Here is a 25224-nt window from a genome sequence, read left to right on the forward strand (position 1 = left end):
TTTGGCTTTAGTTAGCTAAATCATTCTTTTGTGTGAATTTTGTCGGCGGGCGCACATTGCAATGGCTGTGAGGTAAGCCACAATTAAGCCATGTGGTTAACCGGAGAAAGAGTATGACTGCCAACAACTCCAGCCTGCTGTTACTGATGTCTTTCGCCGCCGGCACCTTTTCCGCTGGATCGTCCAGCAATCCGCAACATTTGATGCTATCGCTGCCGTCCGGTGGCGTGCCTAACAATCCGCTGCCGCTGATTATCTGGCCCGGTATCGTGCCGGATGAAGATGAAGCGGCAGACAGCGCGGCCTGGTTTGAAAAAACCTTTACCCGCAACGGCTGGCCCGCTGCCTGGCGCTCGCCGATCTTCCCCTATACGCATTATCACCCCAACACGCATGAAGTCTTAGGCGTCGGCGCCGGCTGGGCGGAAGTGCTGTTTGGCGGGGACAGCGGTCGCATGGTGACGCTACGCGAAGGCGATGCGGTGCTGATCCCCGCCGGAGTGGGCCATAAGCAGGTATTTGCCTCTGAGGATTTTTTCACCGTGGGCGCCTATCCTGAAGGGATGTCCCCGGAAACCGTGCGTGATGAGCCGTCGCGTTTACGTGCGTCGAAGGAGAAGATCCAGCATGTTCCCTTGCCGCATCGCGATCCCTTCACCGGTGGCGATGGCGCGATGACGGAGATTTGGCTGCCAATCGCGCAGCAGCTGATGCACCAGTAAGGTGCAAATCAGCCGTAATCGTCCGCACGGCGCGTGTGCCATGCCGGGGCAAGCCTCTGGCACAGTTTGTGCAGGAGAGAGTGAGGTCCTCTGACAAGCGCCGGGTAAATCATGAAAGAAAGCTACCAGATAGCATCGCACTTCTATGATGAGATGTTGCTAAGCGATGGCCAACACCGCGCTCATTATCAGCAATACTGGGAATGGTTACAGCAGGCGGACGTCGATGCAGTGGCGCGCAAGCGTGAAGAGGCGGAACTGCTGTTTCATCGTGTGGGCATTACGTTCAACGTATACGGTGACGATGGTGGAGCGGAGCGTTTAATCCCCTTCGACAGCGTGCCGCGCATCATACCTGCGCGAGAATGGGCAATGCTCGACCGCGGCATCCGCCAGCGCGTCCAGGCCCTTAACGCCTTCCTGCATGATATCTACCATCAGCAACACATCCTTAAAGCCGGAATTGTCCCCGCCGAACAGGTGCTGGTTAACGATCAGTATCAGCCCTGTATGCAGGGAGTCGATCTGCATCGCAACATATATGCGCACATTGTCGGCGTGGATATGGTGCGTAATAACGATGGCGACTATTACGTACTGGAGGACAATCTGCGCACGCCGTCCGGCGTCTCGTACATGCTGGAAAACCGCAAAATGATGATGCGGCTCTATCCGGAGCTGTTCGCCGAACAGCATATCGCGCCGGTAGAGCGTTACCCCTCGCACCTGCTGCAAACCCTGCGCGAAAGCTCGCCGGTTAACGATCCGGTGGTGGTGGTGCTGACGCCAGGCCGCTTCAACAGCGCCTACTTTGAACACAGCTTCCTCGCGCAGCAGATGGGCGTGGAGCTGGTGGAAAGCGCCGACCTGTTCGTGAAGGACGGCGCGGTGATGATGCGCACCACCGCCGGGCCGTGCAAGGTGGATGTGATCTACCGTCGCGTGGATGATGCCTTCCTCGATCCGCTGGCGTTTCGTCCTGATTCAATGCTCGGGGTGCCCGGTCTGCTGTCGGTGTATCGCTCCGGCAACGTGGTGCTGGCTAACGCCATCGGCACCGGCGTTGCCGATGATAAATCGATCTATCCTTATGTGCCGGAGATGATCCGCTTCTATCTCGATGAAGATCCGATCCTCAATAACGTGCCCACCTGGCAGTGTCGTAAACCGCAGGATCTCACCTATGTGCTTGCTAACCTCAGCAAAATGGTGGTGAAAGAGGTACATGGCGCCGGCGGTTACGGCATGTTGATTGGTCCGGTGGCAAGCCAGCAAGAGCTGAGTGATTTCCGCGATCGCCTCAAAGCGCGACCGGAAAACTACATCGCGCAGGACACGCTTTCGCTCTCCACTTGCCCAACCTTTATTGATAACGGCCTGGCGCCGCGCCATATCGATCTGCGACCGTTTGCCTTGTGCGGTGCCGACATTCGGCTGGTGCCCGGGGGGTTAACTCGCGTAGCGTTAAATGAAGGATCGCTGGTGGTGAACTCGTCGCAGGGCGGTGGCACTAAAGATACCTGGGTTTTGGAGGATGACGCATCATGCTAAGCCGCACCGCCAGTGGTCTTTATTGGATGGCGCGCTATCTGGAGCGCGCGGAACAACTCGCTCGTGTGTTAGACGTCACCAATCGCTTATCGTTGATGCCGGTGCGCGGTAGCCAGGGGGATGAGCTGCTGCTGCCGCTCAATCTTACCGGCACACGCGAGCTGTTTGAAACCCTCAACGGCCGTTTCACCATGGCGCAGCTGTTCAACTTCTTTGCCCTCGACGATCGCAATCCGAGCAGTATTTTCAGCTGCTGGCAGGAGGCGTGGAACAACGCGCATGCGGTGCGCGGCAGTTTGTCATCGGAAGTGTGGGAGAGCATTAATTCCACCTGGATTGAAATGCGCAATACGCGACGACGCGGTATTACCAGCGCCAATGCCGATACCTTTTTTGATTGGGTTAAAGAGCGCTCGCACCTGTTTCGCGGCGCGATGTTCGGCACTTTGCTGCGCGGCGATGCCATGTGTTTTATTCGTATCGGCACGCTGATGGAGCGCAGCGATGGCACCGCGCGTTTGCTGAGTGTGAATCAGCAGCTGCTGGAGCAGCAGTCGGATTCGGTACGCGAATATTATTGTCTCGATACCCTGCTGCGTGCGGTCTCAGCGCGCGAAGCCTATAACGCTATCTTTAAGCAGCAGCTGTTTCCCGATCTGGTGAACGAGATGCTGATCCTGCGCAGCGAAAGTCCGCGATCGCTGCACTCCTGCATTGATGAGATCGCGACCCAGCTGGAGCAGATCGGCAGCAGCGGCGAAGATCGTCCACGTTATCTGATCACCGTGCTACTGGCGGAGATGCGTTTCAGCACCTGGGAAAGCCTGACGCACGAAGGGTTGGATGGCTGGCTCAATCACTTCCTCACGCGTCTTAACGCGCTGGCCGAGAGTATTAATCACACCTATCTGGAGGCGAAATGAGACTGAACATTGAGCATAAAACCAGCTACGCCTACGAGCAGCAGGTAAAACTCAGCACCCAGTATCTGCGCCTGACGCCGCAAAACTCGGTGCATCAGCAGATTATCTCGTGGGATTTGGAGCTGCCGTGTGCCGCCACGCGTACAGAAGATGCCTACGGCAATGTGATGCATGTGCTGACGCTGGATACGCCGCATCAGCAATTGGCTATCGCAGCGCGCGGGGTGGTGGAGATCCTCGATGACGGCGAGTGGGCACCCGATCGGGAATGCGCGCTATCGCCGCTGGTGTTTCTGCGCTCAACGCCGTTAACCCAGCCCAACGGCGAGATTCGCGATTTTGCTCAGCGCTACTGGCGGCCAGAGAAGCCGCTGGCCAGCCTGGAAAAGCTCATGGACGAACTGCTGCTGAAAATGCCGTATCGTCCTGGCAGCACTCAGGTAACAGATGCCGCAGCGAAAGTATTTGCTGCCGGCAGCGGTGTTTGCCAGGATCACAGCCACGTTTTTCTCGCCTGCTGTCGCAGCCTTGGCATTCCGGCGCGCTATGTCAGCGGCTATCTCTATACTGAAAACGTTGAGCACGTCGCCACTCATGCCTGGGTTGAAGCCTGGCTGGATGGCAGTTGGCACAGCTTTGATATCACCAATAATACCCGCAGTACGCGTCAGCATTTGCGGCTGGCGGTTGGCGTGGATTATCTCGATGCATGTCCGGTGCGCGGTATGCGGCTGGGCGGCGGCGGTGAAGATATGCTGGCGGTGGCTGCGGTGCTGCAGGTGCATGCGCAGTAGCAATCTGAATAGGCACGACTATGACTTATTGTGTGGCAATGCGTTTATCGTCAGGGATGATTTTTGTCTCCGATTCGCGCACCAATGCGGGCGTTGATCATATCTCCTCGTTCCGTAAACTGCATGTTTTTCAGGTGGATGATGAACGCACGCTGGTGCTGCAAAGCGCAGGCAATCTGGCCACCACGCAGAGCGTACTCAGCCTGCTGCGACGTAACAACGGCGATAGCGAACAGCCCAATTTGCTCAATGGGCGATCGCTGTATGACATTGCGCTGATGGTGGGGGAAACGCTGCGGGAGGTGATCAAACGCGATGGCGAAGAGTTTGGCGGCACGCTGCTGTTGGGCGGCCAGATTCGTGGCGAGGAGCCGCGTCTGTTCCAGATCTATCCGCAGGGTAATTTCATTGAGGCCAGCGTCGACACGCCTTATTTCCAGATTGGCGAGAGCAAATATGGCAAACCGATTATCGATCGCGTGCTGCGTTATGAAACGCCGCTTAGCCAGGCCATGCAGTGTGCGCTGATCTCAATGGATTCGACGCTCGCCAGTAATATTTCCGTGGGCCTGCCGCTGGATGTGATGGTGTATCACACCGACAGTTTCAGCGATAACCAGCAGTATCACATCACCGAGCAGCACCCCTATTTTTCACAGATTCGTCAGCTGTGGAGCAAAGGCTTATTGAGCGTGTTTTCGCAGTTGCCCCCCCTGCAGTTGTAGCCTGAGTGGCAGACGCCTCGCCGCGTTTGCCCCTTCTGACTTTTTCCTCGGTTAGTGCATCCCGGTCATAAATCTGAAAACAAGCCGTTTTAACGTCGAAGCGATTAATCGCTGCGCATAAAAAGGTGAATAATGTTTTCAGTTGATCAGCTTCTCGATACGTACTGGCCCGGTCACCAACCCGCGAACTGGCAAAAAAACGCGCTGAAATGGGCGGTTCGCGAACATGAATTCCAGGCATTTGCTGCCCGCTATCGCCACCTCAAAGGCGTGGATATGGTGGAGCAAGTGCTGGAGCACCTGGATGTGCGTTGTGAACTGAGCGAGCGCGATCTGGAACAAATCCCCACGCGTGGCCCGGTGGTGATTGTCGCTAATCATCCGCTGGGCGCCCTGGATGGATTAGCCCTGCTGGCGGCCGTTTCGCAGGTGCGGCGCGATGTGAAGATCGTGGCCAACCGCATGTTGATGATGCTGGAACCGATCAACAACATGATGCTGCCGGTGGATAACATGGGCAACCGCACCAGCCGCGAACAGTTCACGCGCATGCAGCAGCATCTTGATAATCAGGGTGTACTGATCATCTTCCCGGCGGGTGAAGTCTCGCGGCTTACCAGTCGAGGCGTGCGCGATCGTCACTGGCATCACAGCTTTCTGCGTCTCGCCGCGCGCGCCCGCGCGCCTATTGTACCGGTGCATGTGGTGGGGCGTAACAGCCTGGCATTTTACGCGGCAGCGAAAATTGCCGCACCTCTGGCGTTGCTGATGCTGGTACGTGAGATGTTTCGTCAGCGCGGCGCGCGCATCAAGCTGCATATCGGCGAGCAGATCCCCTTTGCGCATTGGCATGATGGCCATACGCCCGGCAAAGAGCTGGCGAAGCGGCTGCGTAAGCATCTGTATCGCATCGGGCAGGGGCGACGCGGCCTGTTCCAGACCGCAGCGGCGATTGCCCGCCCGGAAGATCGTGCCGAGCTGAAAAAAGCGCTGCTGGAGAGCGAACGACTCGGCACGCTGCCGGATGGCAAACAGATCTACCTGTGGCGACGTAATGGCGCGAGTTGGGTACCGTTGCTGCGCGAGCTGGGCCGTTTACGTGAAGTGGCGTTCCGCGCGGTCGGCGAGGGCAGCGGGCGCCGTCGCGATCTCGACAAATACGATGATGATTATTATCACCTGATTTTGTGGGATGACGATGAACTGGAAATTGTCGGTGCCTATCGCTTTATTCCGGGCGCCGAGCAGCTGGCGCGTCGCGGACTGGAGGGCATTTACAGCGACAGCCTGTTCCACTACGACGAGCGTATGCTGCCGATTATCCATCAAGGTCTCGAGCTGGGCCGCAGTTTTATTCAACCCGCTTACTGGGGGAAACGCGGCCTTGATTATCTGTGGATGGGGATTGGCGCCTATATCGCCAAATATCCCGAAACCCGCTATCTGTTCGGTCCGGTATCGATCTCCGGCGGGATGCCGCTGGCGGCGCGCGATTTGCTGGTGGCGTTCTATCGTCTCTATTTCCCTACCGAACTGCCGCTGGCAACCTCGCGTCGCCCCTATCCAGCATCGCTGCCGGAAGTGCTGGCGCAGTTCACCGGCGATAATTACAGCGAAGATTTGCGACGCCTTAAACACCTGCTGGCCAACCTCGGCACCGCTATTCCCACGCTGTACAAACAGTATTCTGAGGTATGCGAACCGGGCGGCGTGCAGTTTATCGATTTCGGCAGCGACCCCGATTTTAACCACTGTATTGATGGGTTAGTGCTGGTGGATCTCACCCGGGTGAAGCCCGCGCGCTATGAGCGTTATATCGGGATGCATCTGTGATGCGGTCGCCATGAATGGCGCCCCTACGGCGAGGTGGCGGGGATCGTATGTTTATGTAGGGTCGCCATTCATGGCGACCAGGCTCAATGTCATGGAATCGTCATCACAGTGTCGTAGGGTCTTAGCCGGACTGATTAAGAAAGGCCCGAAACATGGCATCAATCATACTGCGCGGGCTGTGCAAATCCTTTGCGGCGCAGCCGGTGTTGCAAGATATCTCGCTGCAGATTGCGCAGGGAGAATTCATCGCCGTATTAGGCCCGTCGGGCTGCGGCAAAACCACGTTACTGCGCCTGCTGGCCGGATTTGAAACCGCCGATGCCGGGGAAATCCACGTTGGCAATCGCTGCTTTGCGGCTCCGGGCGTGCACGTGCCGCCGGAAGATCGTCAGCTTGGCGTGGTGTTCCAAAGCTACGCGCTGTGGCCGCATATGACGGTTGCGGAAAATGTCGCCTACAGCCTGAAGGTCAATGGCGTGGCGCGCGCAGAACGCGAACGCCGCACCGAGCAGGCGCTGGAACTGGTGGGATTGCAGGATTTTGCCACGCGTCGTCCCGCCGATCTCTCCGGTGGCCAGCGTCAGCGTGTGGCGCTGGCGCGTTGTCTGGTCGCGCAGCCAACGCTGGTATTGCTCGACGAACCGCTGGCGAATCTTGATGTGCACCTGCGCGCCACAATGGAAGAGGAGTTCCGCCGCTTCCACCATCACAGCCACGCGACTTTGCTTTATATCACTCACGATCAGCATGAAGCCATGGCGCTGGCCGACCGCATCGTGGTGATGGATGGCGGACGCGTGATGCAGTTTGCCACGCCGCACACGCTGTGGCGTGAACCGGCGAATGAGATGGTTGCCCGCTTTATTGATGACGGCAAAGTGCTGCCCATCCACGACATCGAACCGTTCGGCGCAGGCCGCGCGCAGGCCACGCTGTGCGGTTTGCGCGTGTCATTACGCTGCGCGCCTGAGCAGCGCCCGCAGCCACACGGGCAAGCCAGTTTTCATGCGGTGGATTTCCGCCTGGCGCAGCCTGGCGAACCGCAGTTTGCCGCCCTGGTGCAGCGGGTGATTTATCGCGGCGGCCATTATCAGCTGATTGTCACGCCGCTGGCGGCACCTGAAACCCGCATCACGTTGCTGCTGGATGGGCCACCTTTACCCGTTGTCGACGCTACGCTGGGTGTGGCGCTGCGCGACGGTTGGATTCTGCCTTCTTAATCGTTATCAACTCAGGGAAATGCTATGCGTACGTCATTTAACGTTTTGATGTTAGCCGGATTACTCGTTTCAGCCGTCAGCCATGCCGACGACGCGCCAGCGGGAAAGCTGGTGGTTTACACCTCGCAGGCACCGGAAATTGCTCAGCAGACCATGGATGCATTCAAAGCAGCCTATCCGAATGTGCAGGTGGAGTGGACGCGTAACGGCACCACGCAATTGATGAACGTGCTGCGCACCGAGATGATGAGCGGCCAGGCGAAGCCCGATGTACTGCTGATTGCCGATGCCATTAACCTCGGCGCGCTCAAGAATGAAAACCAGCTCTACCGCTACAGCGACGCGCCACTCAGCCATATCAATCCGGCGTTTTACGATAAAGATAAAACCTTTTTTGGCACCAAAATCATCGCCACGGTGATTGCCTATAACACGCAGCACGCGCAGCCGATTGATAGCTGGAACGCGTTGGCGGTTGAAGCCAACAAGGGGCAGATTGCGGTGCCTAGCCCGCTCTATTCCGGCGCGGCGCTCTACAAGCTGCACACCGACATCAACACGCCGTCCATTGGCTGGAACTTCTATAAGCAGCTTGCTGCGATTGGCGTGGCGCCGCAGGGCGGTAACGGCCCGGCGCTGAAAGCCGTCGCCAGCGGGCTGGATAAATACGGCATCATCACCGATGCCGACGTGATTCTGGCGAAGAAAAAAGGCTCCCCGGTTGACCTGGTCTATCCGAAAGAAGGCGTTTCCTATGTGACCGAGCCGGTAGCCATCATGAAGTCGGTGCATAATCTGCCTGCCGCCAAGGCGTTTGTGAACTTTATGCTGTCGGAGCCGGGCCAGAAACTCGTGGTCGAACAGGGCAACCGTCCGGTGGACGATCGCGTTGCGGCGCCAGCAGGCTTCACGCCGATCGACCAGATCAAGCTGCTGTCGCCTGACGTCGCGAAAGCGATTAAAGAAGACGCCGCGGTGCGCGATCAATTCACCGCCCTGTTCGGCGGCTAAGCATGAGCGTGGTCAGCAACGAATGGCGCAGCGCGGCGCGCGGCGGTAAACGCGTTAACAGCGAACGCCTGGTTCTGGCGCTGATGGTAGTGCTGATTGGTTTACTGTCGGTCGCGCCACTGCTGCGGCTGGTATGGACCGCTATCGCGCCTGCCGGCGTGCCGGACATGGCGCGGTTAGCGCGTCTGCTGACCAGCGATCGCGTGCTTATCGCCAGCGGCAACACGTTGCTTATCGCACTCAGCTCCACCTTGATTTCCGTGGTGCTGGGCACCGCCGCCGCCTGGCTGGTGGCGCTCAGCAACCTGCGCGGCAAAACCGCGTGGGTATTTGCCTTTATTCTGCCGCTGATGATTCCGCCGCAGGTCACGGCGCTGGCCTGGCTACAGGCGCTGGCACCGGGCAGTCCGCTGGCGCTGCTGTGTGCCACGATGGGGCTGCCGTGGTTTGCGCCGGGTGAACAACCGCTCTATTCCCTTACCGGCATTGTGCTACTGCTGGGGACGCACAATGCGCCGCTGGTGTTTCTCACCGTGCGCGCCGGTTTGCGCCGTTTACCGGCAGACTTAGTCGAAGCGGCGCAGGCGAGCGGGGCGACGCGCCTGCGTGTGTTATTCACCGTTATTTTGCCGCTGGCACGGCCGGCGATTTTTGCCGGTGCCGCCCTCACTTTTGTTGCCGCAGCAGGCAATTTTGGTATTCAGGCCCTGCTCGGCATTCCGGCGCGCCTGCCAACGCTTATCACGCTGGTGTATCAGCAGCTCAATGGTATTGGCCCGAGTGCGCTGCCGAATACGGCGGTATACGCCTTGCTGATCGCGGCGATTACGCTGGCGGGCATGGCGGCCAGCGCGTGGCTGGGCGGGCGGCATGATGTGCGCGTTAACGGCGCACCGCGCCTGTGGCAGCAATCGCTGGGGCGCGCCCGTGTGGCTATTGAAGCGCTGGCGTGGTGGTGGATGGCATTGACGCTACTTTTACCGCTCAGTGCCTTGCTTATCACGGCGTTAACCCGCGGCTTTGGCCAGGCGCTGACCTGGCAAACGCTGACGCTGGAAAACTTCCGCGCCGCCTTGTGGGGCTATCCGGCTGTGCGTCAGGCTTTCCTCACCAGTCTGGGATTGACCACGCTAGCGGCGCTGATTCTGACGGTTTGCGCGTTATTCCTCGCTTACTTCCTTAGCTGGCGTCGTACAAAACTGGTGCGCGGCCTGTGGCTGGCGAGTGAACTCACCTACGCGCTGCCGGGAATTGTGACCGGCGTGGCGGCGATGCTGTTCTTCCTGCGTCCGCTGCCGATCGTCAACGTTTCGCTGTACGGCACGGTGTGGATCATCCTCGCCGCCTATCTGGCAAACTTCCTCGCGCTGGTGCTGCGTCCGACGCTGGCCGGATTCGCACAGCTGGAGCCGGCGCTGGATGAAGCGGCACGTTTGTGCGGTGCCGGCTTGATGCGGCGCATGCGCGATATTCTGCTGCCTTTGGCTGCGCCCGCCGCGCTGGCGGGCAGCGTGCTGGTCTTTCTCACCGCCCTGAATGAAATTCAGGTCTCGATATTGCTGGTCACTTCGCAAACCCAAACCATTGGACCTACCATTGTGTTTCTCGACGAAGGCGGATCGGCTTCGCTGGCTGCGGCAGTGGGCTGCCTGATGATTGTTGTGGTTTGCTTATTGATGACGCTCGCCACCTATCTGGCGCGACGCCTACCGCAAGGCGTTCTTCCCTGGCAAGCGTAACGGGCGTTTCCGTCAACGCATGATGAGTGGTTAAGTATCCCGCTGAACATTTTCTCGCCACTGCCGATAATCTACCTACCAACATTTGTCTGTGGGCGAATAGCGCTTGTCAGCGCTGCGTATTTGCGCTTAAGTCTGCATGATAATTAAGAATTTTCTTAAAAATTCTGTATAACACCAGGCCAGCAATAGGCGAATAACAATGAATAATAACTCTGACGTCATGTACCGACTCCTGGTGCAGAGCGTAGTGGATTACGCCATTTACATGCTCAAACCCGATGGCACCGTGGCGAACTGGAACACCGGGGCCGAACGCGCCAAGGGCTACACGCCCGACGAGATTGTTGGGAAGAATTTTGCGCTGTTCTACAGCGAAGACGATCGTAAGAACGGCGCACCGCAGCGTGGGCTTTCCATCGCTACAGCGACGGGACGTTTCGAAACCGAAGGCTGGCGCTATCGTAAAGACGGCAGCGCGTTTTGGGCACACGTGGTGATTGACGCCATTCGTGATGAGTACGGTGAGCTATTGGGCTTCGCCAAAATCACCCGCGACTGCACCGAACAACAGGCATTACAGCGGAAACAGCGGGAACAGGAGCAGCGTTTTCGTATGCTGGTGGAGGGCGTTAGCGATTACGCCATCTACATGCTCGATTTGGACGGCAACGTTGAAAATTGGAACGTAGGCGCACAGCGCGCAAAAGGCTACGTGGCGGAAGAGATCGTTGGGCAGCACTTCTCGCGCTTCTACAGTGCGCAGGATCGCCTCAATCACATCCCCGAGAAGAACCTCAGCACCGCGTTTAAAACCGGTCGATTTGAGGATGAAGGTTACCGTTATCGCAAAGACGGCAGCGCCTTTTGGGCGCACGTCATCATTGACGCAATTCGTGATGATGCCGGCAAGCTGATCGGCTACGCTAAAATCACTCGCGACTGTACCGAGCAGCAGGCGCTACTGCGCAAACAGCACGAGCAAGAGAAAAACTTCCGCCTATTGGTTGAGGGCGTGCGCGATTACGCCATTTATATGCTGGATGTGCAGGGCCGAGTGGTGAACTGGAATAGCGGTGCACAGCGTGCCAAAGGCTATGTTGCCGATGAGATTATTGGCCAACACTTCTCGGTGTTTTACAGTTCAGCCGAGCGCAATGCCAATGCGCCTGAAGCGAATCTCGGGATTGCGTTGAAAACCGGGCGTTTTGAAGATGAAGGCTGGCGCTACCGTAAAGACGGTTCCGCCTTCTGGGCGCACGTGGTTATCGAAGCGATTAGCGATGAAACCGGCAAACTGATTGGCTTCGCCAAAATTACCCGCGACGTGACCGAGCGTCGTGAGAATGAGCAAAAGCTGCTGCGCGCGCGGGATTTGGCGCAGACGCAGAGCGCGAAAATGTCGGAGTTATCCGGCTTTCTCGACACCATCATCAGTAATATTCCCTCTTGTGTGATTGTTGAAGACGCCATCAGCCGTGAAATTTTGATGGTAAATGACAAAGCCGAGCAGCTGTTTGGCATCAACAAAGCGCTGATCATGCATAAACGCCCGCACGAATGTATGTCGCCGGAGCTGGGGGATTACTTCAACAGCCTGGCGGATGTGGCGTTGCGCAGCGAAGGTATTCATTCACGGGAACAGCTGCTGCTAACCGCCGGCGGCGAGCGCATTCTGCATACCCGCGCTACCACCATCAGCGGCAAGGATATGCGTCAAAACTACGTGATGCTGATTGTGGAAGACGTAACGGATCAGCGCGAAGCGGATGCGCGTATCCGCCATATGGCGCACCACGATAACCTCACCAGCCTGCCAAACCGCGTGCTGTTCCGCCAGAAGCTGAGCGAAGCGCTGCGGGTTGATAGCCAGAACAAGCACATCAGCGCGACGCTCTGTCTCGATCTCGACAACTTCAAGAATGTGAATGATGCGCTGGGCCACCAGATTGGTGACGATCTGTTGCGCGTGGTGGCGAAACGCCTGCGCAGCGCCCTGCGCGATCACGATACATTGGCACGCATTGGGGGCGATGAGTTTGCCATTGTGCTACCGAATGTTCGCGGTGCGGATGAAGCGGCGATGGTGGCGCAGCGGCTCATAGAAGCGATTCGTCCACCGGTGAACATTGAAGGGCATAATTTGTCGGTGGGCTTAAGCGTGGGAATTGCGCTGACGTCACAAACCACCAATACCCCCGAACATATGCTGCGCTGCGCCGATATGGCGCTGTACGAAGCCAAGCGCAATGGCCGCAACCGCTTTGAACACTTCACGCTGGCGATGGACGATCTGGCGCGCAGCCGTCGTGTGATCGAGAACGATCTGCGTGAAGCCATTACTGGCCGCCAGCTTAAGCTCTATTACCAGCCGATCACCGATGAGAACGGCATTATTGGCTATGAAGCGCTGATGCGCTGGCATCACCCGATTAAGGGGCTGATCATGCCGAATGATTTTATCCCCATCGCCGAAGAGACCGGCTTGATCCATATGCTCGGCGCGTATGCGCTGTATGAAGCCTGCCGCGAAGCGCAGAGCTGGGGTACGGAGCAATCGGTCTCGGTGAATTTGTCACCGCTGCAGTTCAAGAACAGCTCGCTGGTTTCGGTGGTCGAAGGCGCGCTGCGGGAATCAGGGCTGGCGCCGCATCGGCTGGAGGTGGAGATCACCGAATCGGTGCTGCTGGACGATACGCTCGGTAATATCCGCACGCTGCAAAGCCTGAAAACCCTCGGCGTGCAGATTGCGCTCGATGATTTTGGCACCGGCTATTCATCGCTGAGCTATTTGCGATCGTTCCCGTTCGACAAGATCAAAATCGATAAGTCGTTCATCAACGATATGGGCGATAGCCGCGAAGCGCTGGCGATTATCCGCGCCATTACCGGCATGAGCCGCAGTCTCGATATTCAGATCACCGCCGAAGGTGTAGAGAGCAGCGAGCAGTTTGCCAAGCTGCGCGAAGAGGGCTGTACGTTGTTCCAGGGCTATTTCTTTGGGCGTCCACAGCCATCGGAATTGCGTTTGAAAGCGTTGGATTAATTATCCTGGTCGCCATGAATGGCGACCTTACAATCTTCCCTGCGAAGCTATAAAAAAACGCCCGACATGTCGGGCGTTAGCGGTTTTGCTGTGTGTAATCTTTTTTTTTTATGCGCCGTGGCCGTCAACGGACATGTGGCCGAGATCTTTGTCCACCAGGAACAGGCCTTCGCCTTTATTGCCCACCAGCGCCAGTTTATCCAGCACGGTTTTGAACAGCTTCTCTTCTTCATGCTGCTCTGCCACGTACCACTGCAGGAAGTTGAAGGTTGAGTAATCCTGCGTGGTTAATGCCGAATGCACCAGCTCATTGATTTTTTTGGTGATCAGCTGCTCATGCTTCAGCGCTTCTTCCAGCACATCATTCAACGAGGTCCAGCTAATTGCCGGTGCAGCAATGCTGCCCAGAACCGGAAGGGCACCTGCATCGCTAACGTAATCGAACAGCTTTTGCATGTGCTGCATCTCTTCGCGTGAATGCATTTTCAGGAATGAAGCGGCACCTTCATAGCCTTTATCGCTGCACCAGGCGCTCATCTGCAGATACAGGTTGGCAGAAAAGAATTCCAGGTTCAGTTGGTCGTTTAAACGAGAGGTCATTTCAGCAGTTAACATGGCTGATTCCTTTTTAATTTATCAGGTGAAGTGCGATGAATTATGCATCAATCTATACTTTTTTGTGAAGGGTTTTCCGTAAAAAGGTTGAATTTATCTTATTGATTGTAAATGGAATTATTCCACTTGTTGAATGCGAAGAGTTCTCAGTTTTGACTAATTTTCATTCACGTTGGATTGATTATAGCGGCACATCGGGCGATGCTGGGGCTTGCCTTTACTTGTCAGGAGCTTAGCGGTGTCGAATGTCTTAGAGCATTACCATTTTCTGCATGAAATCCCCGAGTTGGGTTTTCAGGAATTTAAAACCTCAGCTTATATTGCCGACCAGCTGGAAAGCGCTGGCATGAAGGTCACGCGCGGTATCAATAACACGACCGGTATCGTGGCGGAAATTGACAGCGGCGTGCCCGGCCCGGTGCTGGCGCTGCGGGCGGACATGGATGCGCTAGGTCATATTATTGATGGCGTGCCCTGCGCGCGTCATACCTGCGGCCACGATGGGCATTCGTCGGTGGTGCTAACGGCGGCGCAGGAGCTGCTGAAAGAGGGTGCAATCAAGAAAGGGCGGCTGAAGCTGCTGTTCCAGCCCGCGGAAGAGCTGGGGGCCGGTGCGCTGGCGATGATTGAGGGCGGCGCGCTTGATGACGTGGAGATGATCCTCGGCTTTCACGTGCGTCCGCTGGAAGAGTGCCATGTGGGACAGGCGACGCCGGCGGTGATCTATTCTGCCTGCAGCACGCTGGAAGCCACCATTAAAGGGGCTCCCGCGCATGCGGCGCGGCCACATTTGGGCGTCAACGCGTTAGATGCGGCAGTGCAAGCGGTGCAGGCGGTGAACGCCATCCATCTGCCGCCGGGATTAACCTGGAGCGTCAAAGCGACGCGCTTCCTGTGCGATGCCGGTGTCACCAACTCGGTACCGGATGAGGCGCGCGTGGTGTGGGATCTGCGGTCGCAGGAAAACGCGCCGATGGACTTGCTGAAAGATAAGGTGACGCTGGCGATTCAGCACAGCGTGGCGGCGCTGGGCGCCACGGCCGACGTGGTGGTGTTGAAAGAGATGCCTGCCGCGGAGATCCATGAGGAAGCTACCGCGGTGATTCGCGCGGCGATTGTTGATGTGCTGGGCGAAGCGGGGCTGCTGGAGACCAAAACCACGCCGGGCAGCGAAGATTTCTTTTATTATCCGGTGAAAAATCCGCAGCTGAAAGCCGGTTTCTGGGGACTGGGAACCAATCTGGTGCCGGGCCTGCATCATCCTGATATGCGTTTTGAGCTGAGTTCGCTGGAGATTGGCGTGAAGATCTTTAAAGCGGCGGCGGTGCGGGTTCTGGGCTGAAACACGTAGGGTCAGCATTTATGCTGACCTGGACGCTCCCTGGTGCGCATGAATGCGCACCCTACAAGCCCGGCCATCCGACGATTTCCCCCCTCCGCGAAATATTGTATGCTATGCCGCCTCAATACTGATGGGACTTCAGGACTGCCGCCAATGTAGATCGCGCATATCTTGCTGTGAACTGACGCCACTGCGTCACCATTGGCCGCGTTATCCCGCGGAATGACCCCGAAACGATTTATCGCAGCTCGCCACCCGCGCGCTGCCCTTGAAGAAGAATTCACTCATGTCGAATGCCCCCTTTTTAGAAGAAGTGGCGCGCCGCCGTACCTTTGCGATCATCTCGCACCCGGACGCCGGTAAAACCACAATTACCGAAAAAGTGCTGCTGTTCGGACAGGCGATTCAAACCGCCGGTACCGTTAAAGGCCGCGGCTCCAATCAGCACGCAAAATCAGACTGGATGGAGATGGAGAAACAACGTGGTATCTCCATCACCACCTCGGTGATGCAGTTCCCGTATCGCGATAGCCTTGTGAACCTGCTGGATACCCCAGGACACGAAGACTTCTCCGAAGATACTTACCGTACGCTAACGGCGGTCGACTGCTGTCTGATGGTGATTGACGCCGCGAAAGGTGTTGAAGATCGTACCCGCAAGCTGATGGAAGTCACACGCCTGCGCGATACGCCGATCATCACCTTCATGAACAAACTTGACCGTGACATCCGCGATCCGATGGAGCTGCTGGATGAAGTGGAGAGCGAGCTGAAGATTGCCTGCGCGCCAATCACCTGGCCGATTGGCTGCGGCAAGTTGTTCAAAGGGGTGTATCACCTCTATAACGACGAAACCTACCTGTATCAAACCGGTAAAGGTCACACCATTCAGGAAGTGCGCATCGTTAAAGGCCTGGCGAATCCAGAGCTGGACGCGGCGGTAGGCGAAGATCTGGCTCAGCAGCTGCGCGACGAGCTGGAGCTGGTGCAAGGCGCATCGCACGAGTTCGATCAAGAGCTGTTCCTGAGCGGCGAAATCACCCCGGTGTTCTTCGGTACCGCGCTGGGTAACTTCGGCGTTGACCATATGCTGGATGGCCTGGTTTCCTGGGCACCGCGTCCGATGCCACGCAACACTGACGCGCGTCTGGTGGAAGCGAAAGAAGAGAAGTTCAGCGGCTTCGTGTTTAAGATCCAGGCAAACATGGACCCGAAACACCGCGACCGCGTGGCATTTATGCGTGTGGTGTCCGGTAAATATGAAAAAGGCATGAAGCTGCGTCAGGTACGTACCGGTAAAGATGTGGTGATTTCCGATGCGCTGACCTTTATGGCGGGCGACCGTTCGCACGTTGAAGAAGCGTATCCTGGCGACATCATCGGTTTGCACAACCATGGCACTATCCAGATCGGCGACACCTTTACCCAGGGTGAAAACATGAAGTTCACCGGCATTCCGAACTTCGCGCCAGAGCTGTTCCGTCGTATTCGCCTGCGCGATCCGTTGAAGCAGAAACAGCTGCTGAAAGGGCTGGTTCAGCTGTCGGAAGAGGGCGCCGTGCAGGTGTTCCGCCCGGTGCATAACAACGATCTGATCGTCGGCGCGGTTGGTGTGCTGCAGTTTGAAGTGGTGGTGGCACGCCTGAAAAGCGAATACAACGTTGAGGCGATTTACGAAGCGATCAACGTCTCAACGGCACGTTGGGTTGAGTGTAACGACGCGAAAAAATTCGACGATTTCCAGCGTAAAAACGAAGTTAACCTGGCGCTAGACGGCGGTGATAACCTCACTTATATCGCACCTACCATGGTAAACCTCAACATCACGCAGGAACGCTATCCTGACGTGACTTTCCGCAAAACGCGCGAGCACTAATCGGCGTTATCAGCAGGGCCAGTAATTTTCACTGGCCCTGTTTTCTTTGTTACAGACTCCTCCTAATTCCGCTGTTTTTTTCTCTTTTTGGCGATATATCAACCACAAGAGTCAGCAAAAGCTGTAATCCCTACTACTCTTATCCTGTCGGACGAGAAAAGAGACCTTTCAGGTTTCATTACGTCCATCAACTCAGCAACGCCGTTCGTTGCTGGCGCATCCGCGATAACGGATGAGTTAACTGATAGAAGGATGATATCGATGAATAAGACTAAGATTGCCAAAACCCTGATTGCTGCTCTGGCGGGTTCTGCTCTGTTGAGCGGTGCCGCTTTTGCCGATGAATCCATGTCGCAGAAAGCACAGCAAACCTCCGACAGCGCGGGTGCGAAAATCGATAGTTCTATGAAAAAAGTCGATGGTTATATGGATGACAGCGGCATCACCGCCAAAGCTAAAGCAGCGCTGGTGGATGATGAAGCGATTAAAAGCACGGATATCTCCGTCAAAACGCATGATGGCGTAGTGACCTTGAGCGGCTTCGTTGCTTCTCAGGATCAGGCGGAAAAAGCCGTCGCGCTGGTGCAGAAAGTCGAAGGTGTGAAATCCGTCAGTGACAAACTACACGTTAAAGACAGCAAAAATGCTTCGCTGAAGGGTTATGCCGGTGATACCGCCACCACCAGCGAAATTAAAGCTAAGCTTTTAGCAGATGACATCGTACCGTCGCGCAACGTGAAGGTGGAAACCACCGATGGCGTGGTGCAGTTATCTGGAGAGGTGGCGAACCAGGCACAGTCCGATCGTGCAGAGAAAATCGCTAAAGCCATTGAAGGCGTGAAAAGCGTGAAGAATGACCTGAAGGTGAAATCTTAACGCGAGCGTTACGGCATCATCTGATGCCGTTTCGTAATAAAAACAAAGGTGTAAATAAGCAGTTCGATTTTCACAATGGTAAAGGAGAGGCTTATGTTTCGTTGGGGTATTATCTTTCTGGTCATCGCTCTGATTGCTGCAGCATTAGGTTTCGGCGGTCTGGCGGGTACGGCAGCATGGGCAGCTAAAATTGTCTTCATTGTCGGTATTATTCTGTTCCTCGTGAGCCTGTTTACCGGGCGCAAACGACCCTGACTACTTGCGTCTTAGACGTTAACCCGCGAGTCACCTAAAGCGGAGACCAGTCATTTGCGGCATACTACGAAGCCGCGACGATTGCAGAAGCAATTGGTCAGGGAACGACAATGACTGGTTCTCCGGGATGCTGCCTCTGGCAGCTCCCTCAGAGCAAAATACTGAGGGATGTCCATGGGTACGCGTATTCCATTAACGTTGGGTTCTATTGAACCACTTGCATTAACGCCCTTCAAAGCCAATAAAATTGCCCTCGTCTGCGAAGGCGGCGGTCAGCGCGGTATCTTCACTGCAGGCGTACTCGATGAGTTTCAACGCGCAGGATTCAATCCCTTTCAGCTATTACTCGGCACTTCAGCCGGTGCACAAAACTTGTCTGCCTTTGTCTGTGGCCAGCCCGGCTACGCGCGGCGCGTGATTTCTCGTTACACCACCAGCAAACTGTTTTTTGATCCGCTGCGTTTCGTGCGCGGTGGGCATCTTATCGATCTCGATTGGCTAATCGATATTACCAAGCAGGAGTTTCCGCTGGCGCTGACTACCGCCGAAGGGTTGTTTGCCAAAGGCAGCGAATTCTATATGTGCGCCTGCCGCAGCGATGATTATCGCGCAGAGTATTTCAATCCTACCAGCACCAACTGGCATGACATCATTAAGGCCTCCAGCGCCATTCCCGGCTTTTACCGCAGCGGCGTGCAGATGGACGGCGTAAGTTATCTGGATGGCGGTATCAGCGATGCGATTCCGGTGCGTGAAGCGGCACGACGCGGCGCAGATACCATTGTGGTGATCCGCACCGTGCCTTCGCAGATGTCATACACGCCGAAGTGGTTTAAACGCATGGAGCGTTTTTTGTCCGACAGCGCCTTGCAGCCGATGATCAACATCTTGCATCAGCATGAAGAGAGTTATCGCGAGATTCAGCAGTTTATTGAGCAGCCACCGGATAATCTGCGCATCATCGAAATCTGTCCGCCGAAACCGCTGGCGAGCATGGCGCTCGGCAGCAGGATGTCGTCGCTGAATCAGGATTACCATTTAGGTCGGCGCAGCGGGCGTTATTTCCTCGCCACGCTTGGGCAATGGCTGAGCGATGCCGAGCCGTTTGTCCGTCAGATCACGGTAACGCCGCCGGCAGCCGTAGCGAATGCGCCAGATAATCGCGTTGTAATTACGCCTTCGCTGGCGGAAAACGATGCAGATTTTAATAAAGGTTCGCTGGCATGAGATTTATCGACACGCATTGCCACTTTGACTTTCCCCCATTTGTTGAAGATGCGCACGCTAGCATTGAGCGTGCCGCGCAGTCGGGCGTGGAGCGCATTATTGTGCCCAGCGTAGATGCCAGCCGTTTCGCTCGGGTTAGCCAGCTCGCGCAGCAACATGACGCGCTGTATGCTGCGCTGGGCCTGCATCCCATTAATATTGCGCAGCATCAGGAAGATGCGCATCTTGAGGCGCTGGAAAGCTGGCTGAAAAAGCCAGACAGCAAGCGCGTGGCGATCGGTGAGATCGGTCTCGATCTGTACATGGAGGATGCGCAATTCGCTAAGCAGACGCGGCTGCTCGATAAGCAGCTCAGGCTGGCGAAGCAGTACGATCTGCCGGTCATTCTGCACTCACGTCGCACCCACGATCAGTTAGCCATGCATTTACGTCGTCACGATCTGCCGCGTCGTGGCGTGGTACACGGTTTCGCCGGTAGCCAGCAGCAGGCTGAGCGCTTTATTCAGCTCGGCTACGCGATTGGCGTCGGCGGCACTATCACCTATGAACGTGCCAGCAAAACCCGCAATACCATCGCCCATCTGCCGCTGGCGTCGCTGTTACTGGAAACCGATGCGCCGGATATGCCGCTGCAGGGTTTTCAGGGCCAGCCGAATCGCCCCGAGCGGGCGCGTAATGTGTTTGATGTGCTGTGCCAGCTGCGCAGTGAATCCCCTGAAACCATCGCCAATGCGTTATGGCATAACAGCCTGCGTCTTTTTGCGCTGCCAGCCTGATTCCCCACCCGACAAAATCTGCATTTACGCCACCTTACGTCTGATTAGCTACAGTGATAGAGCCGACAGTACACTTTTGCATCCTTTTTTGTGATAATACTAACAATGGCGAGCTGGGCGGTATTCTGGCTTGATTGGCAATTATTTGTGATGTTAATCACTAAATTATTGTATATGAATGACGGGTTTTCTGTTCATGTGTGACATGAAACGCAATTCGTTGTCACGGTAATTGTTAGAATTATCACATTCCCCGGTGGGTTGTGCCCGCCGATCTGAATTTTGGAGAGCATCATGACCGACCTGAAAGCAGCAGCACAGCGCGCATTGCAACTGATGGATTTAACCACCCTGAACGAAGACGACACCGACGAGAAGGTGATCGCGCTGTGCCGTCAGGCGAAATCGCCGGCCGGCAATACCGCTGCAATCTGTATCTATCCGCGCTTCATTCCGGCGGCGCGTAAAGCGCTGCGCGAGCAGGGTACACCAGAAATTCGCATTGCTACCGTCACCAACTTCCCGCACGGCAACGATGACATCGAGATTGCGCTGGCCGAAACCCGCGCGGCGATCGCCTACGGTGCCGACGAAGTCGACGTGGTGTTCCCGTATCGCGCGCTGATTGCCGGTAATCGCGACGTGGGTTTTGAACTGGTGAAAGCCTGTAAAAAAGCCTGCGCAGACGCCAACGTACTGCTGAAAGTGATTATCGAAAGCGGTGAGCTGAAAGATGAAGCACTGATTCGTGCGGCTTCTGAGATTTCAATTGATGCGGGCGCCGATTTCATCAAAACCTCCACCGGTAAAGTGCCGGTCAACGCCACGCCTGAAGTGGCGGCCATCATGATGCAGGTGATCCGCGATAAAGGCGTGCAGCAGCAGGTCGGCTTTAAACCGGCGGGCGGCGTACGTACCGCTGAAGATGCGGCGCTGTATCTGAAGCTGGCTGACGACACGCTGGGTGAAGGCTGGGCGGATGCGCGTCATTTCCGCTTTGGCGCGTCCAGCCTGCTGGCAAGCCTGCTCAATACGCTGGGCCACGAAACCGCGACCAGTAAAGCGGGCTACTAAGTTCAACCCATTCTTTGTAGGGTCGCCATTCATGGCGACCTCCTCATTCCAGGGAGGCAACCGTGTTCCTGCCACAAGAAATTATTCGTAAAAAACGCGACGGCCAGGCGCTGAGTGAAGCAGAGATTCGCTTTTTTATTAACGGCGTGCGCGACAACAGCGTCTCGGAAGGTCAAATCGCCGCGCTGGCGATGACCATCTACTTCCATGACATGACGCTGGAAGAGCGCGTAGCGCTAACCATGGCGATGCGCGATTCCGGCACGGTGCTGAACTGGAAATCGCTCAACCTCAACGGCCCAATTGTGGATAAACACTCCACCGGCGGCGTGGGCGATGTGACCTCGCTGATGCTCGGCCCGATGGTAGCGGCCTGCGGTGGATATGTGCCGATGATCTCCGGTCGTGGCCTGGGTCACACCGGCGGCACGCTGGATAAACTGGAAGCGATTCCCGGCTTCGATATCTTCCCCAGCGACGATCGTTTCCGCGAGATTATTAAAGACGTGGGTATCGCCATTATCGGCCAGACCAACTCGCTGGCACCGGCCGACAAGCGTTTCTACGCCACGCGCGATATCACCGCCACCGTTGATTCGATTCCGCTGATCACCGCCTCGATCCTCGCCAAAAAACTGGCGGAAGGATTGGATGCGCTGGTGATGGACGTCAAAGTGGGCTCCGGTGCCTTTATGCCGACCTTCGAAGCGTCAGAAAATCTGGCGCAGGCGATTGTCGGCGTGGCGAACGGTGCAGGATGTAAAACCACCGCGCTGCTTACCGACATGAACCAGGTGCTGGCGTCTACCGCCGGCAACGCGCTGGAAGTGCGTGAAGCGGTGCAATTCCTGACCGGCGTTGCGCGCAATCCACGTTTGCTGGAAGTGACGATGGCGCTGTGCTCAGAAATGCTGATCTCCGGCAAACTGGCGGAAAACGACGCCGATGCGCGCAAAAAACTGCAGCAGGTGCTGGATAACGGCAAAGCTGCTGAAGTGTTCGCCCGCATGGTAGCGGCGCAAAAGGGCCCGGTAGATTTCATCGAGCGGATGGACAACTATTTACCTGCACCTACCTTAAGCAAAGCGGTGTATGCCGACAGCGCCGGTATTGTCAGCGCCATGGATACGCGTGCGCTCGGCATGGCGGTGGTGTCACTCGGCGGTGGTCGCCAGCGCGCCAGCGACAGCATTGATTACAGCGTGGGCTTAAGCGATATGACCACGCTCGGCACCCCGATAGACGCGCAGCGTCCGCTGGCGATTATTCATGCCAGCTCTGAAGCGCAGTGGCAGCAGGCCGCCGCCGCGGTGAAAGCCGCGATTACGCTGAGCGACGCGGCCCCCGAAATTACACCGGTCGTTTATCGTCGCGTGAGCGAATAACGCACGCTTCCGCGTGCCAGGCAGCGGCCGTTCGGGTATACTGATCTGATCGCTTTTTTTTGACTTGTCATCGCGCATTGCGCAGGAGACTTGCATGAAACGTGCTTTTATTATGGTTCTCGACTCCTTCGGGATCGGTTCTAGCAAAGACGCCGGTAAATTCGGTGATGAAGGATCGGACACCCTCGGCCATATCGCCGAAGCGTGTTTCGAAGGCCGCGCCAATGAAGGTCGCGAAGGCCCGCTGCACTTACCTAACCTGACTAAATTAGGACTCGGCAAAGCCGCTGAGCTTTCCACCGGTCGTTTCCCGCCAGGCCTCGATCCCAACGCGGAAATCATCGGTGCGTACGCGTACGCCAGCGAACTCTCGTCGGGTAAAGATACGCCGTCGGGTCACTGGGAAATCGCCGGCGTGCCGGTGCTGTTTGATTGGGGCTACTTCAGCGACAAAGAGAACAGCTTCCCGCAGGAATTGCTGGATATTCTGGTGAAGCGTGCCGATCTGCCGGGCTACCTTGGCAATTGCCACTCTTCAGGAACGGTCATTCTCGACCAGCTCGGCGAAGAGCATATGAAATCCGGCAAGCCGATTTTCTATACTTCGGCGGATTCAGTGTTCCAGATTGCCTGCCACGAAGAGACCTTTGGCCTCGATCGCCTGTATGAGCTGTGCGAAATCGCCCGTGAAGAGCTGACGAACGGTGGCTACAACATTGGCCGCGTGATTGCGCGTCCGTTTGTTGGCGACAAAGCCGGCCACTTCGAGCGTACCGGCAACCGTCACGATCTGGCCGTTGAACCGCCGTCGGCGACCATGCTGAAAAAACTGGTCGACGAGAAAGGGGGCGAAGTGATTTCGGTGGGTAAAATCGCCGATATCTACGCCGAGCAGGGCATCACGCAGAAGGTGAAAGCCACCGGCTTAGATGCACTGTTCGACGCCACCATTGAGCAGATGAAGAAAGCGCCAGATACCTCAATTGTGTTCACCAACTTCGTTGATTTTGACTCAACGTGGGGACATCGTCGCGATATCGCCGGTTATGCGGGCGGGCTGGAGCTGTTCGATCGTCGCTTGCCCGAGCTGATGGAACTGGTGAAAGAGGGTGACATTTTGATCCTCACCGCCGATCACGGCTGCGATCCAAGCTGGGAAGGTACCGAACACACGCGTGAGCACATTCCAATTCTGATCTACGGCCCGCATGTGAAGCCTGGATCGCTGGGATACCGCGATACCTTTGCCGATATCGGCCAGACCATCGCAAAATATTTCGGCCTGTCCAGCATGGACTACGGCAAGAGCATGCTGTAAAACAGCGCACCAATTTTTATAAGGAAAATAATCATGGCAACGCCTCATATTAATGCAGAAATGGGTGATTTCGCGGACGTCGTACTGATGCCTGGCGATCCGCTGCGCGCTAAGCACATTGCTGAAACCTTCCTCGAAGATGTGGTGGAAGTGAACAACGTGCGCGGCATGCTCGGTTTCACCGGTACCTATAAAGGCCGCAAGATTTCTGTGATGGGTCACGGCATGGGTATCCCATCTTGCTCGATCTACACCAAAGAGCTGATCACTGATTTCGGCGTGAAGAAGATCATCCGCGTGGGTTCATGCGGCGCCGTGCGCGCTGACGTAAAACTGCGTGACGTGGTGATTGGTATGGGTGCCTGCACCGATTCCAAAGTGAACCGTATGCGTTTCAAGGATCACGATTTCGCCGCCATTGCTGATTTCGAGATGGTGCGTAACGCGGTTGACGCAGCGAAAGCGCTGGGCGTTGAGGCGCGCGTGGGTAACATCTTCTCCGCCGATCTGTTCTACACGCCAGATCCGCAGATGTTCGACGTGATGGAGAAGTACGGCATTCTGGGCGTGGAAATGGAAGCGGCGGGTATTTACGGCGTGGCAGCAGAGTTTGGTGCGAAAGCGCTGACTATCTGCACCGTGTCGGATCATATCCGCACCCACGAGCAGACCACCGCGGCTGAACGCCAGACCACCTTCAACGATATGATTAAGATCGCGCTGGAGTCGGTGCTGCTGGGGGATTAATTTCTACCCTTGCTGCGCCTATTAACCAGGGCGGCATAAATGCCGCCCCTACAACGAACGTAGGGTCGCTATTCATGGCGACCTGGCTTCCCACCGTAAACATCTGACACACTTTTACCCAGGCTTGTGCATCTTCGTGCTGGCTCTGAAACGATCTCTGCTTATCATT

At 56.4% G+C, this 25224-nt stretch carries 21 protein-coding genes; 20 read left to right on the forward strand and 1 reads right to left on the reverse strand.

The window, feature by feature from the left end; genetic code table 11:
* The first annotated feature begins 113 nt into the window (after positions 1–113).
* The 10 genes from AAGR08_RS02105 to AAGR08_RS02150 all read left to right on the forward strand — a co-directional run bounded on the left by AAGR08_RS02105 (position 114) and on the right by AAGR08_RS02150 (position 13564).
* Positions 114–722, forward strand: a complete 609-nt coding sequence (locus AAGR08_RS02105) for a hypothetical protein (RefSeq protein WP_097096018.1) — start codon at positions 114–116, stop codon at positions 720–722.
* A gap of 111 nt (positions 723–833) precedes the next feature.
* A complete protein-coding gene (locus tag AAGR08_RS02110) occupies positions 834–2273 on the forward strand; it encodes a circularly permuted type 2 ATP-grasp protein (RefSeq protein ID WP_097096019.1) in 1440 nt (479 codons plus the stop codon).
* Positions 2267–3196, forward strand: a complete 930-nt coding sequence (locus AAGR08_RS02115; RefSeq protein WP_345828280.1) for an alpha-E domain-containing protein — start codon at positions 2267–2269, stop codon at positions 3194–3196. The genes AAGR08_RS02110 and AAGR08_RS02115 overlap by 7 nt, the downstream gene beginning before the upstream one ends.
* Entirely contained in the window at positions 3193–3990 is a 798-nt protein-coding gene (locus AAGR08_RS02120; protein WP_345828282.1) for a transglutaminase family protein, read from the forward strand. The genes AAGR08_RS02115 and AAGR08_RS02120 overlap by 4 nt, the downstream gene beginning before the upstream one ends.
* Before the next feature lie 20 nt (positions 3991–4010).
* Positions 4011–4715 carry a proteasome-type protease gene (locus AAGR08_RS02125; protein WP_097096022.1) on the forward strand — a complete coding sequence of 235 codons (705 nt, stop codon included), beginning with the start codon at positions 4011–4013 and terminating at the stop codon, positions 4713–4715.
* A 132-nt stretch (positions 4716–4847) separates the two neighbouring features.
* Positions 4848–6548 (forward strand): GNAT family N-acyltransferase, encoded by a 1701-nt coding sequence (locus tag AAGR08_RS02130; RefSeq protein WP_345828284.1) that lies wholly within the window; start codon positions 4848–4850, stop codon positions 6546–6548.
* A 152-nt stretch (positions 6549–6700) separates the two neighbouring features.
* Positions 6701–7768, forward strand: a complete 1068-nt coding sequence (locus AAGR08_RS02135; protein WP_345828286.1) for an ABC transporter ATP-binding protein — start codon at positions 6701–6703, stop codon at positions 7766–7768.
* A gap of 24 nt (positions 7769–7792) precedes the next feature.
* A complete protein-coding gene (locus AAGR08_RS02140; RefSeq protein ID WP_345828288.1) occupies positions 7793–8779 on the forward strand; it encodes an ABC transporter substrate-binding protein in 987 nt (328 codons plus the stop codon).
* A 2-nt stretch (positions 8780–8781) separates the two neighbouring features.
* Positions 8782–10518 (forward strand): iron ABC transporter permease, encoded by a 1737-nt coding sequence (locus AAGR08_RS02145; RefSeq protein WP_345828290.1) that lies wholly within the window; start codon positions 8782–8784, stop codon positions 10516–10518.
* A 202-nt stretch (positions 10519–10720) separates the two neighbouring features.
* Positions 10721–13564 carry an EAL domain-containing protein gene (locus tag AAGR08_RS02150; RefSeq protein WP_345828292.1) on the forward strand — a complete coding sequence of 948 codons (2844 nt, stop codon included), beginning with the start codon at positions 10721–10723 and terminating at the stop codon, positions 13562–13564.
* A gap of 108 nt (positions 13565–13672) precedes the next feature.
* Here the strand turns inward: AAGR08_RS02150 and ftnA are convergent, their stop codons facing one another.
* The gene (gene ftnA / locus AAGR08_RS02155; protein ID WP_097096028.1) at positions 13673–14179 is read right to left on the reverse strand and encodes a non-heme ferritin; all 507 of its coding nucleotides are present in this window, start codon (positions 14177–14179) and stop codon (positions 13673–13675) included.
* 238 nt (positions 14180–14417) lie between these two features.
* On the opposite strand from ftnA, the gene AAGR08_RS02160 reads away from it, so the two are divergent.
* The 10 genes from AAGR08_RS02160 to deoD all read left to right on the forward strand — a co-directional run bounded on the left by AAGR08_RS02160 (position 14418) and on the right by deoD (position 25055).
* Positions 14418–15521, forward strand: coding sequence for a M20 peptidase aminoacylase family protein (locus AAGR08_RS02160; protein WP_345828294.1), 1104 nt, complete (start codon positions 14418–14420; stop codon positions 15519–15521).
* Positions 15522–15807: 286 nt separating this feature from the next.
* Positions 15808–17397 (forward strand): peptide chain release factor 3, encoded by a 1590-nt coding sequence (gene prfC, locus AAGR08_RS02165; protein ID WP_097096030.1) that lies wholly within the window; start codon positions 15808–15810, stop codon positions 17395–17397.
* A gap of 261 nt (positions 17398–17658) precedes the next feature.
* Positions 17659–18273, forward strand: a complete 615-nt coding sequence (gene osmY / locus AAGR08_RS02170; protein WP_097096031.1) for a molecular chaperone OsmY — start codon at positions 17659–17661, stop codon at positions 18271–18273.
* Between the two features lie 93 nt (positions 18274–18366).
* Positions 18367–18528: a DUF1328 domain-containing protein gene (locus tag AAGR08_RS02175; RefSeq protein ID WP_007893192.1), complete on the forward strand. Its 162-nt coding sequence runs from the start codon at positions 18367–18369 to the stop codon at positions 18526–18528.
* Positions 18529–18702: 174 nt separating this feature from the next.
* On the forward strand, positions 18703–19755 hold the full coding sequence (locus tag AAGR08_RS02180; protein ID WP_345828305.1) for a DUF6363 domain-containing protein: 1053 nt from the start codon (positions 18703–18705) through the stop codon (positions 19753–19755).
* Complete coding sequence (locus tag AAGR08_RS02185; protein ID WP_345828307.1) at positions 19752–20531, forward strand: TatD family hydrolase; 780 nt, start codon at positions 19752–19754, stop codon at positions 20529–20531. The genes AAGR08_RS02180 and AAGR08_RS02185 overlap by 4 nt, the downstream gene beginning before the upstream one ends.
* Positions 20532–20825: 294 nt before the next feature.
* Positions 20826–21605 carry a deoxyribose-phosphate aldolase gene (gene deoC, locus AAGR08_RS02190; RefSeq protein WP_097096034.1) on the forward strand — a complete coding sequence of 260 codons (780 nt, stop codon included), beginning with the start codon at positions 20826–20828 and terminating at the stop codon, positions 21603–21605.
* 62 nt (positions 21606–21667) lie between these two features.
* Positions 21668–22990 carry a thymidine phosphorylase gene (gene deoA / locus AAGR08_RS02195; protein ID WP_097096035.1) on the forward strand — a complete coding sequence of 441 codons (1323 nt, stop codon included), beginning with the start codon at positions 21668–21670 and terminating at the stop codon, positions 22988–22990.
* Positions 22991–23084: 94 nt separating this feature from the next.
* Entirely contained in the window at positions 23085–24308 is a 1224-nt protein-coding gene (gene deoB / locus AAGR08_RS02200; protein ID WP_345828308.1) for a phosphopentomutase, read from the forward strand.
* Positions 24309–24341: 33 nt separating this feature from the next.
* On the forward strand, positions 24342–25055 hold the full coding sequence (deoD, locus tag AAGR08_RS02205; RefSeq protein ID WP_097096037.1) for a purine-nucleoside phosphorylase: 714 nt from the start codon (positions 24342–24344) through the stop codon (positions 25053–25055).
* The last annotated feature ends 169 nt before the right edge of the window (positions 25056–25224 follow it).

The sequence above is a fragment of the Pantoea sp. BRR-3P genome (genome assembly GCF_039621635.1).
GTDB classification, from domain to species: Bacteria; Pseudomonadota; Gammaproteobacteria; order Enterobacterales; family Enterobacteriaceae; genus Pantoea; species Pantoea floridensis.

Excerpts from the sequence above, each read along its gene's own strand:
- AAGR08_RS02105 (WP_097096018.1), top strand. The coding sequence starts at position 114 with ATGACTGCCAACAACTCCAGCCTGCTGTTACTGATGTCTTTCGCCGCC.
- AAGR08_RS02110 (WP_097096019.1), top strand. The coding sequence starts at position 834 with ATGAAAGAAAGCTACCAGATAGCATCGCACTTCTATGATGAGATGTTG.
- AAGR08_RS02115 (WP_345828280.1), top strand. The coding sequence starts at position 2,267 with ATGCTAAGCCGCACCGCCAGTGGTCTTTATTGGATGGCGCGCTATCTG.
- AAGR08_RS02120 (WP_345828282.1), top strand. The coding sequence starts at position 3,193 with ATGAGACTGAACATTGAGCATAAAACCAGCTACGCCTACGAGCAGCAG.
- AAGR08_RS02125 (WP_097096022.1), top strand. The coding sequence starts at position 4,011 with ATGACTTATTGTGTGGCAATGCGTTTATCGTCAGGGATGATTTTTGTC.
- AAGR08_RS02130 (WP_345828284.1), top strand. The coding sequence starts at position 4,848 with ATGTTTTCAGTTGATCAGCTTCTCGATACGTACTGGCCCGGTCACCAA.
- AAGR08_RS02135 (WP_345828286.1), top strand. The coding sequence starts at position 6,701 with ATGGCATCAATCATACTGCGCGGGCTGTGCAAATCCTTTGCGGCGCAG.
- AAGR08_RS02140 (WP_345828288.1), top strand. The coding sequence starts at position 7,793 with ATGCGTACGTCATTTAACGTTTTGATGTTAGCCGGATTACTCGTTTCA.
- AAGR08_RS02145 (WP_345828290.1), top strand. The coding sequence starts at position 8,782 with ATGAGCGTGGTCAGCAACGAATGGCGCAGCGCGGCGCGCGGCGGTAAA.
- AAGR08_RS02150 (WP_345828292.1), top strand. The coding sequence starts at position 10,721 with ATGAATAATAACTCTGACGTCATGTACCGACTCCTGGTGCAGAGCGTA.
- ftnA (WP_097096028.1), bottom strand. The coding sequence starts at position 14,179 with ATGTTAACTGCTGAAATGACCTCTCGTTTAAACGACCAACTGAACCTG.
- prfC (WP_097096030.1), top strand. The coding sequence starts at position 15,808 with ATGTCGAATGCCCCCTTTTTAGAAGAAGTGGCGCGCCGCCGTACCTTT.
- osmY (WP_097096031.1), top strand. The coding sequence starts at position 17,659 with ATGAATAAGACTAAGATTGCCAAAACCCTGATTGCTGCTCTGGCGGGT.
- AAGR08_RS02175 (WP_007893192.1), top strand. The coding sequence starts at position 18,367 with ATGTTTCGTTGGGGTATTATCTTTCTGGTCATCGCTCTGATTGCTGCA.
- AAGR08_RS02180 (WP_345828305.1), top strand. The coding sequence starts at position 18,703 with ATGGGTACGCGTATTCCATTAACGTTGGGTTCTATTGAACCACTTGCA.
- AAGR08_RS02185 (WP_345828307.1), top strand. The coding sequence starts at position 19,752 with ATGAGATTTATCGACACGCATTGCCACTTTGACTTTCCCCCATTTGTT.
- deoC (WP_097096034.1), top strand. The coding sequence starts at position 20,826 with ATGACCGACCTGAAAGCAGCAGCACAGCGCGCATTGCAACTGATGGAT.
- deoB (WP_345828308.1), top strand. The coding sequence starts at position 23,085 with ATGAAACGTGCTTTTATTATGGTTCTCGACTCCTTCGGGATCGGTTCT.
- deoD (WP_097096037.1), top strand. The coding sequence starts at position 24,342 with ATGGCAACGCCTCATATTAATGCAGAAATGGGTGATTTCGCGGACGTC.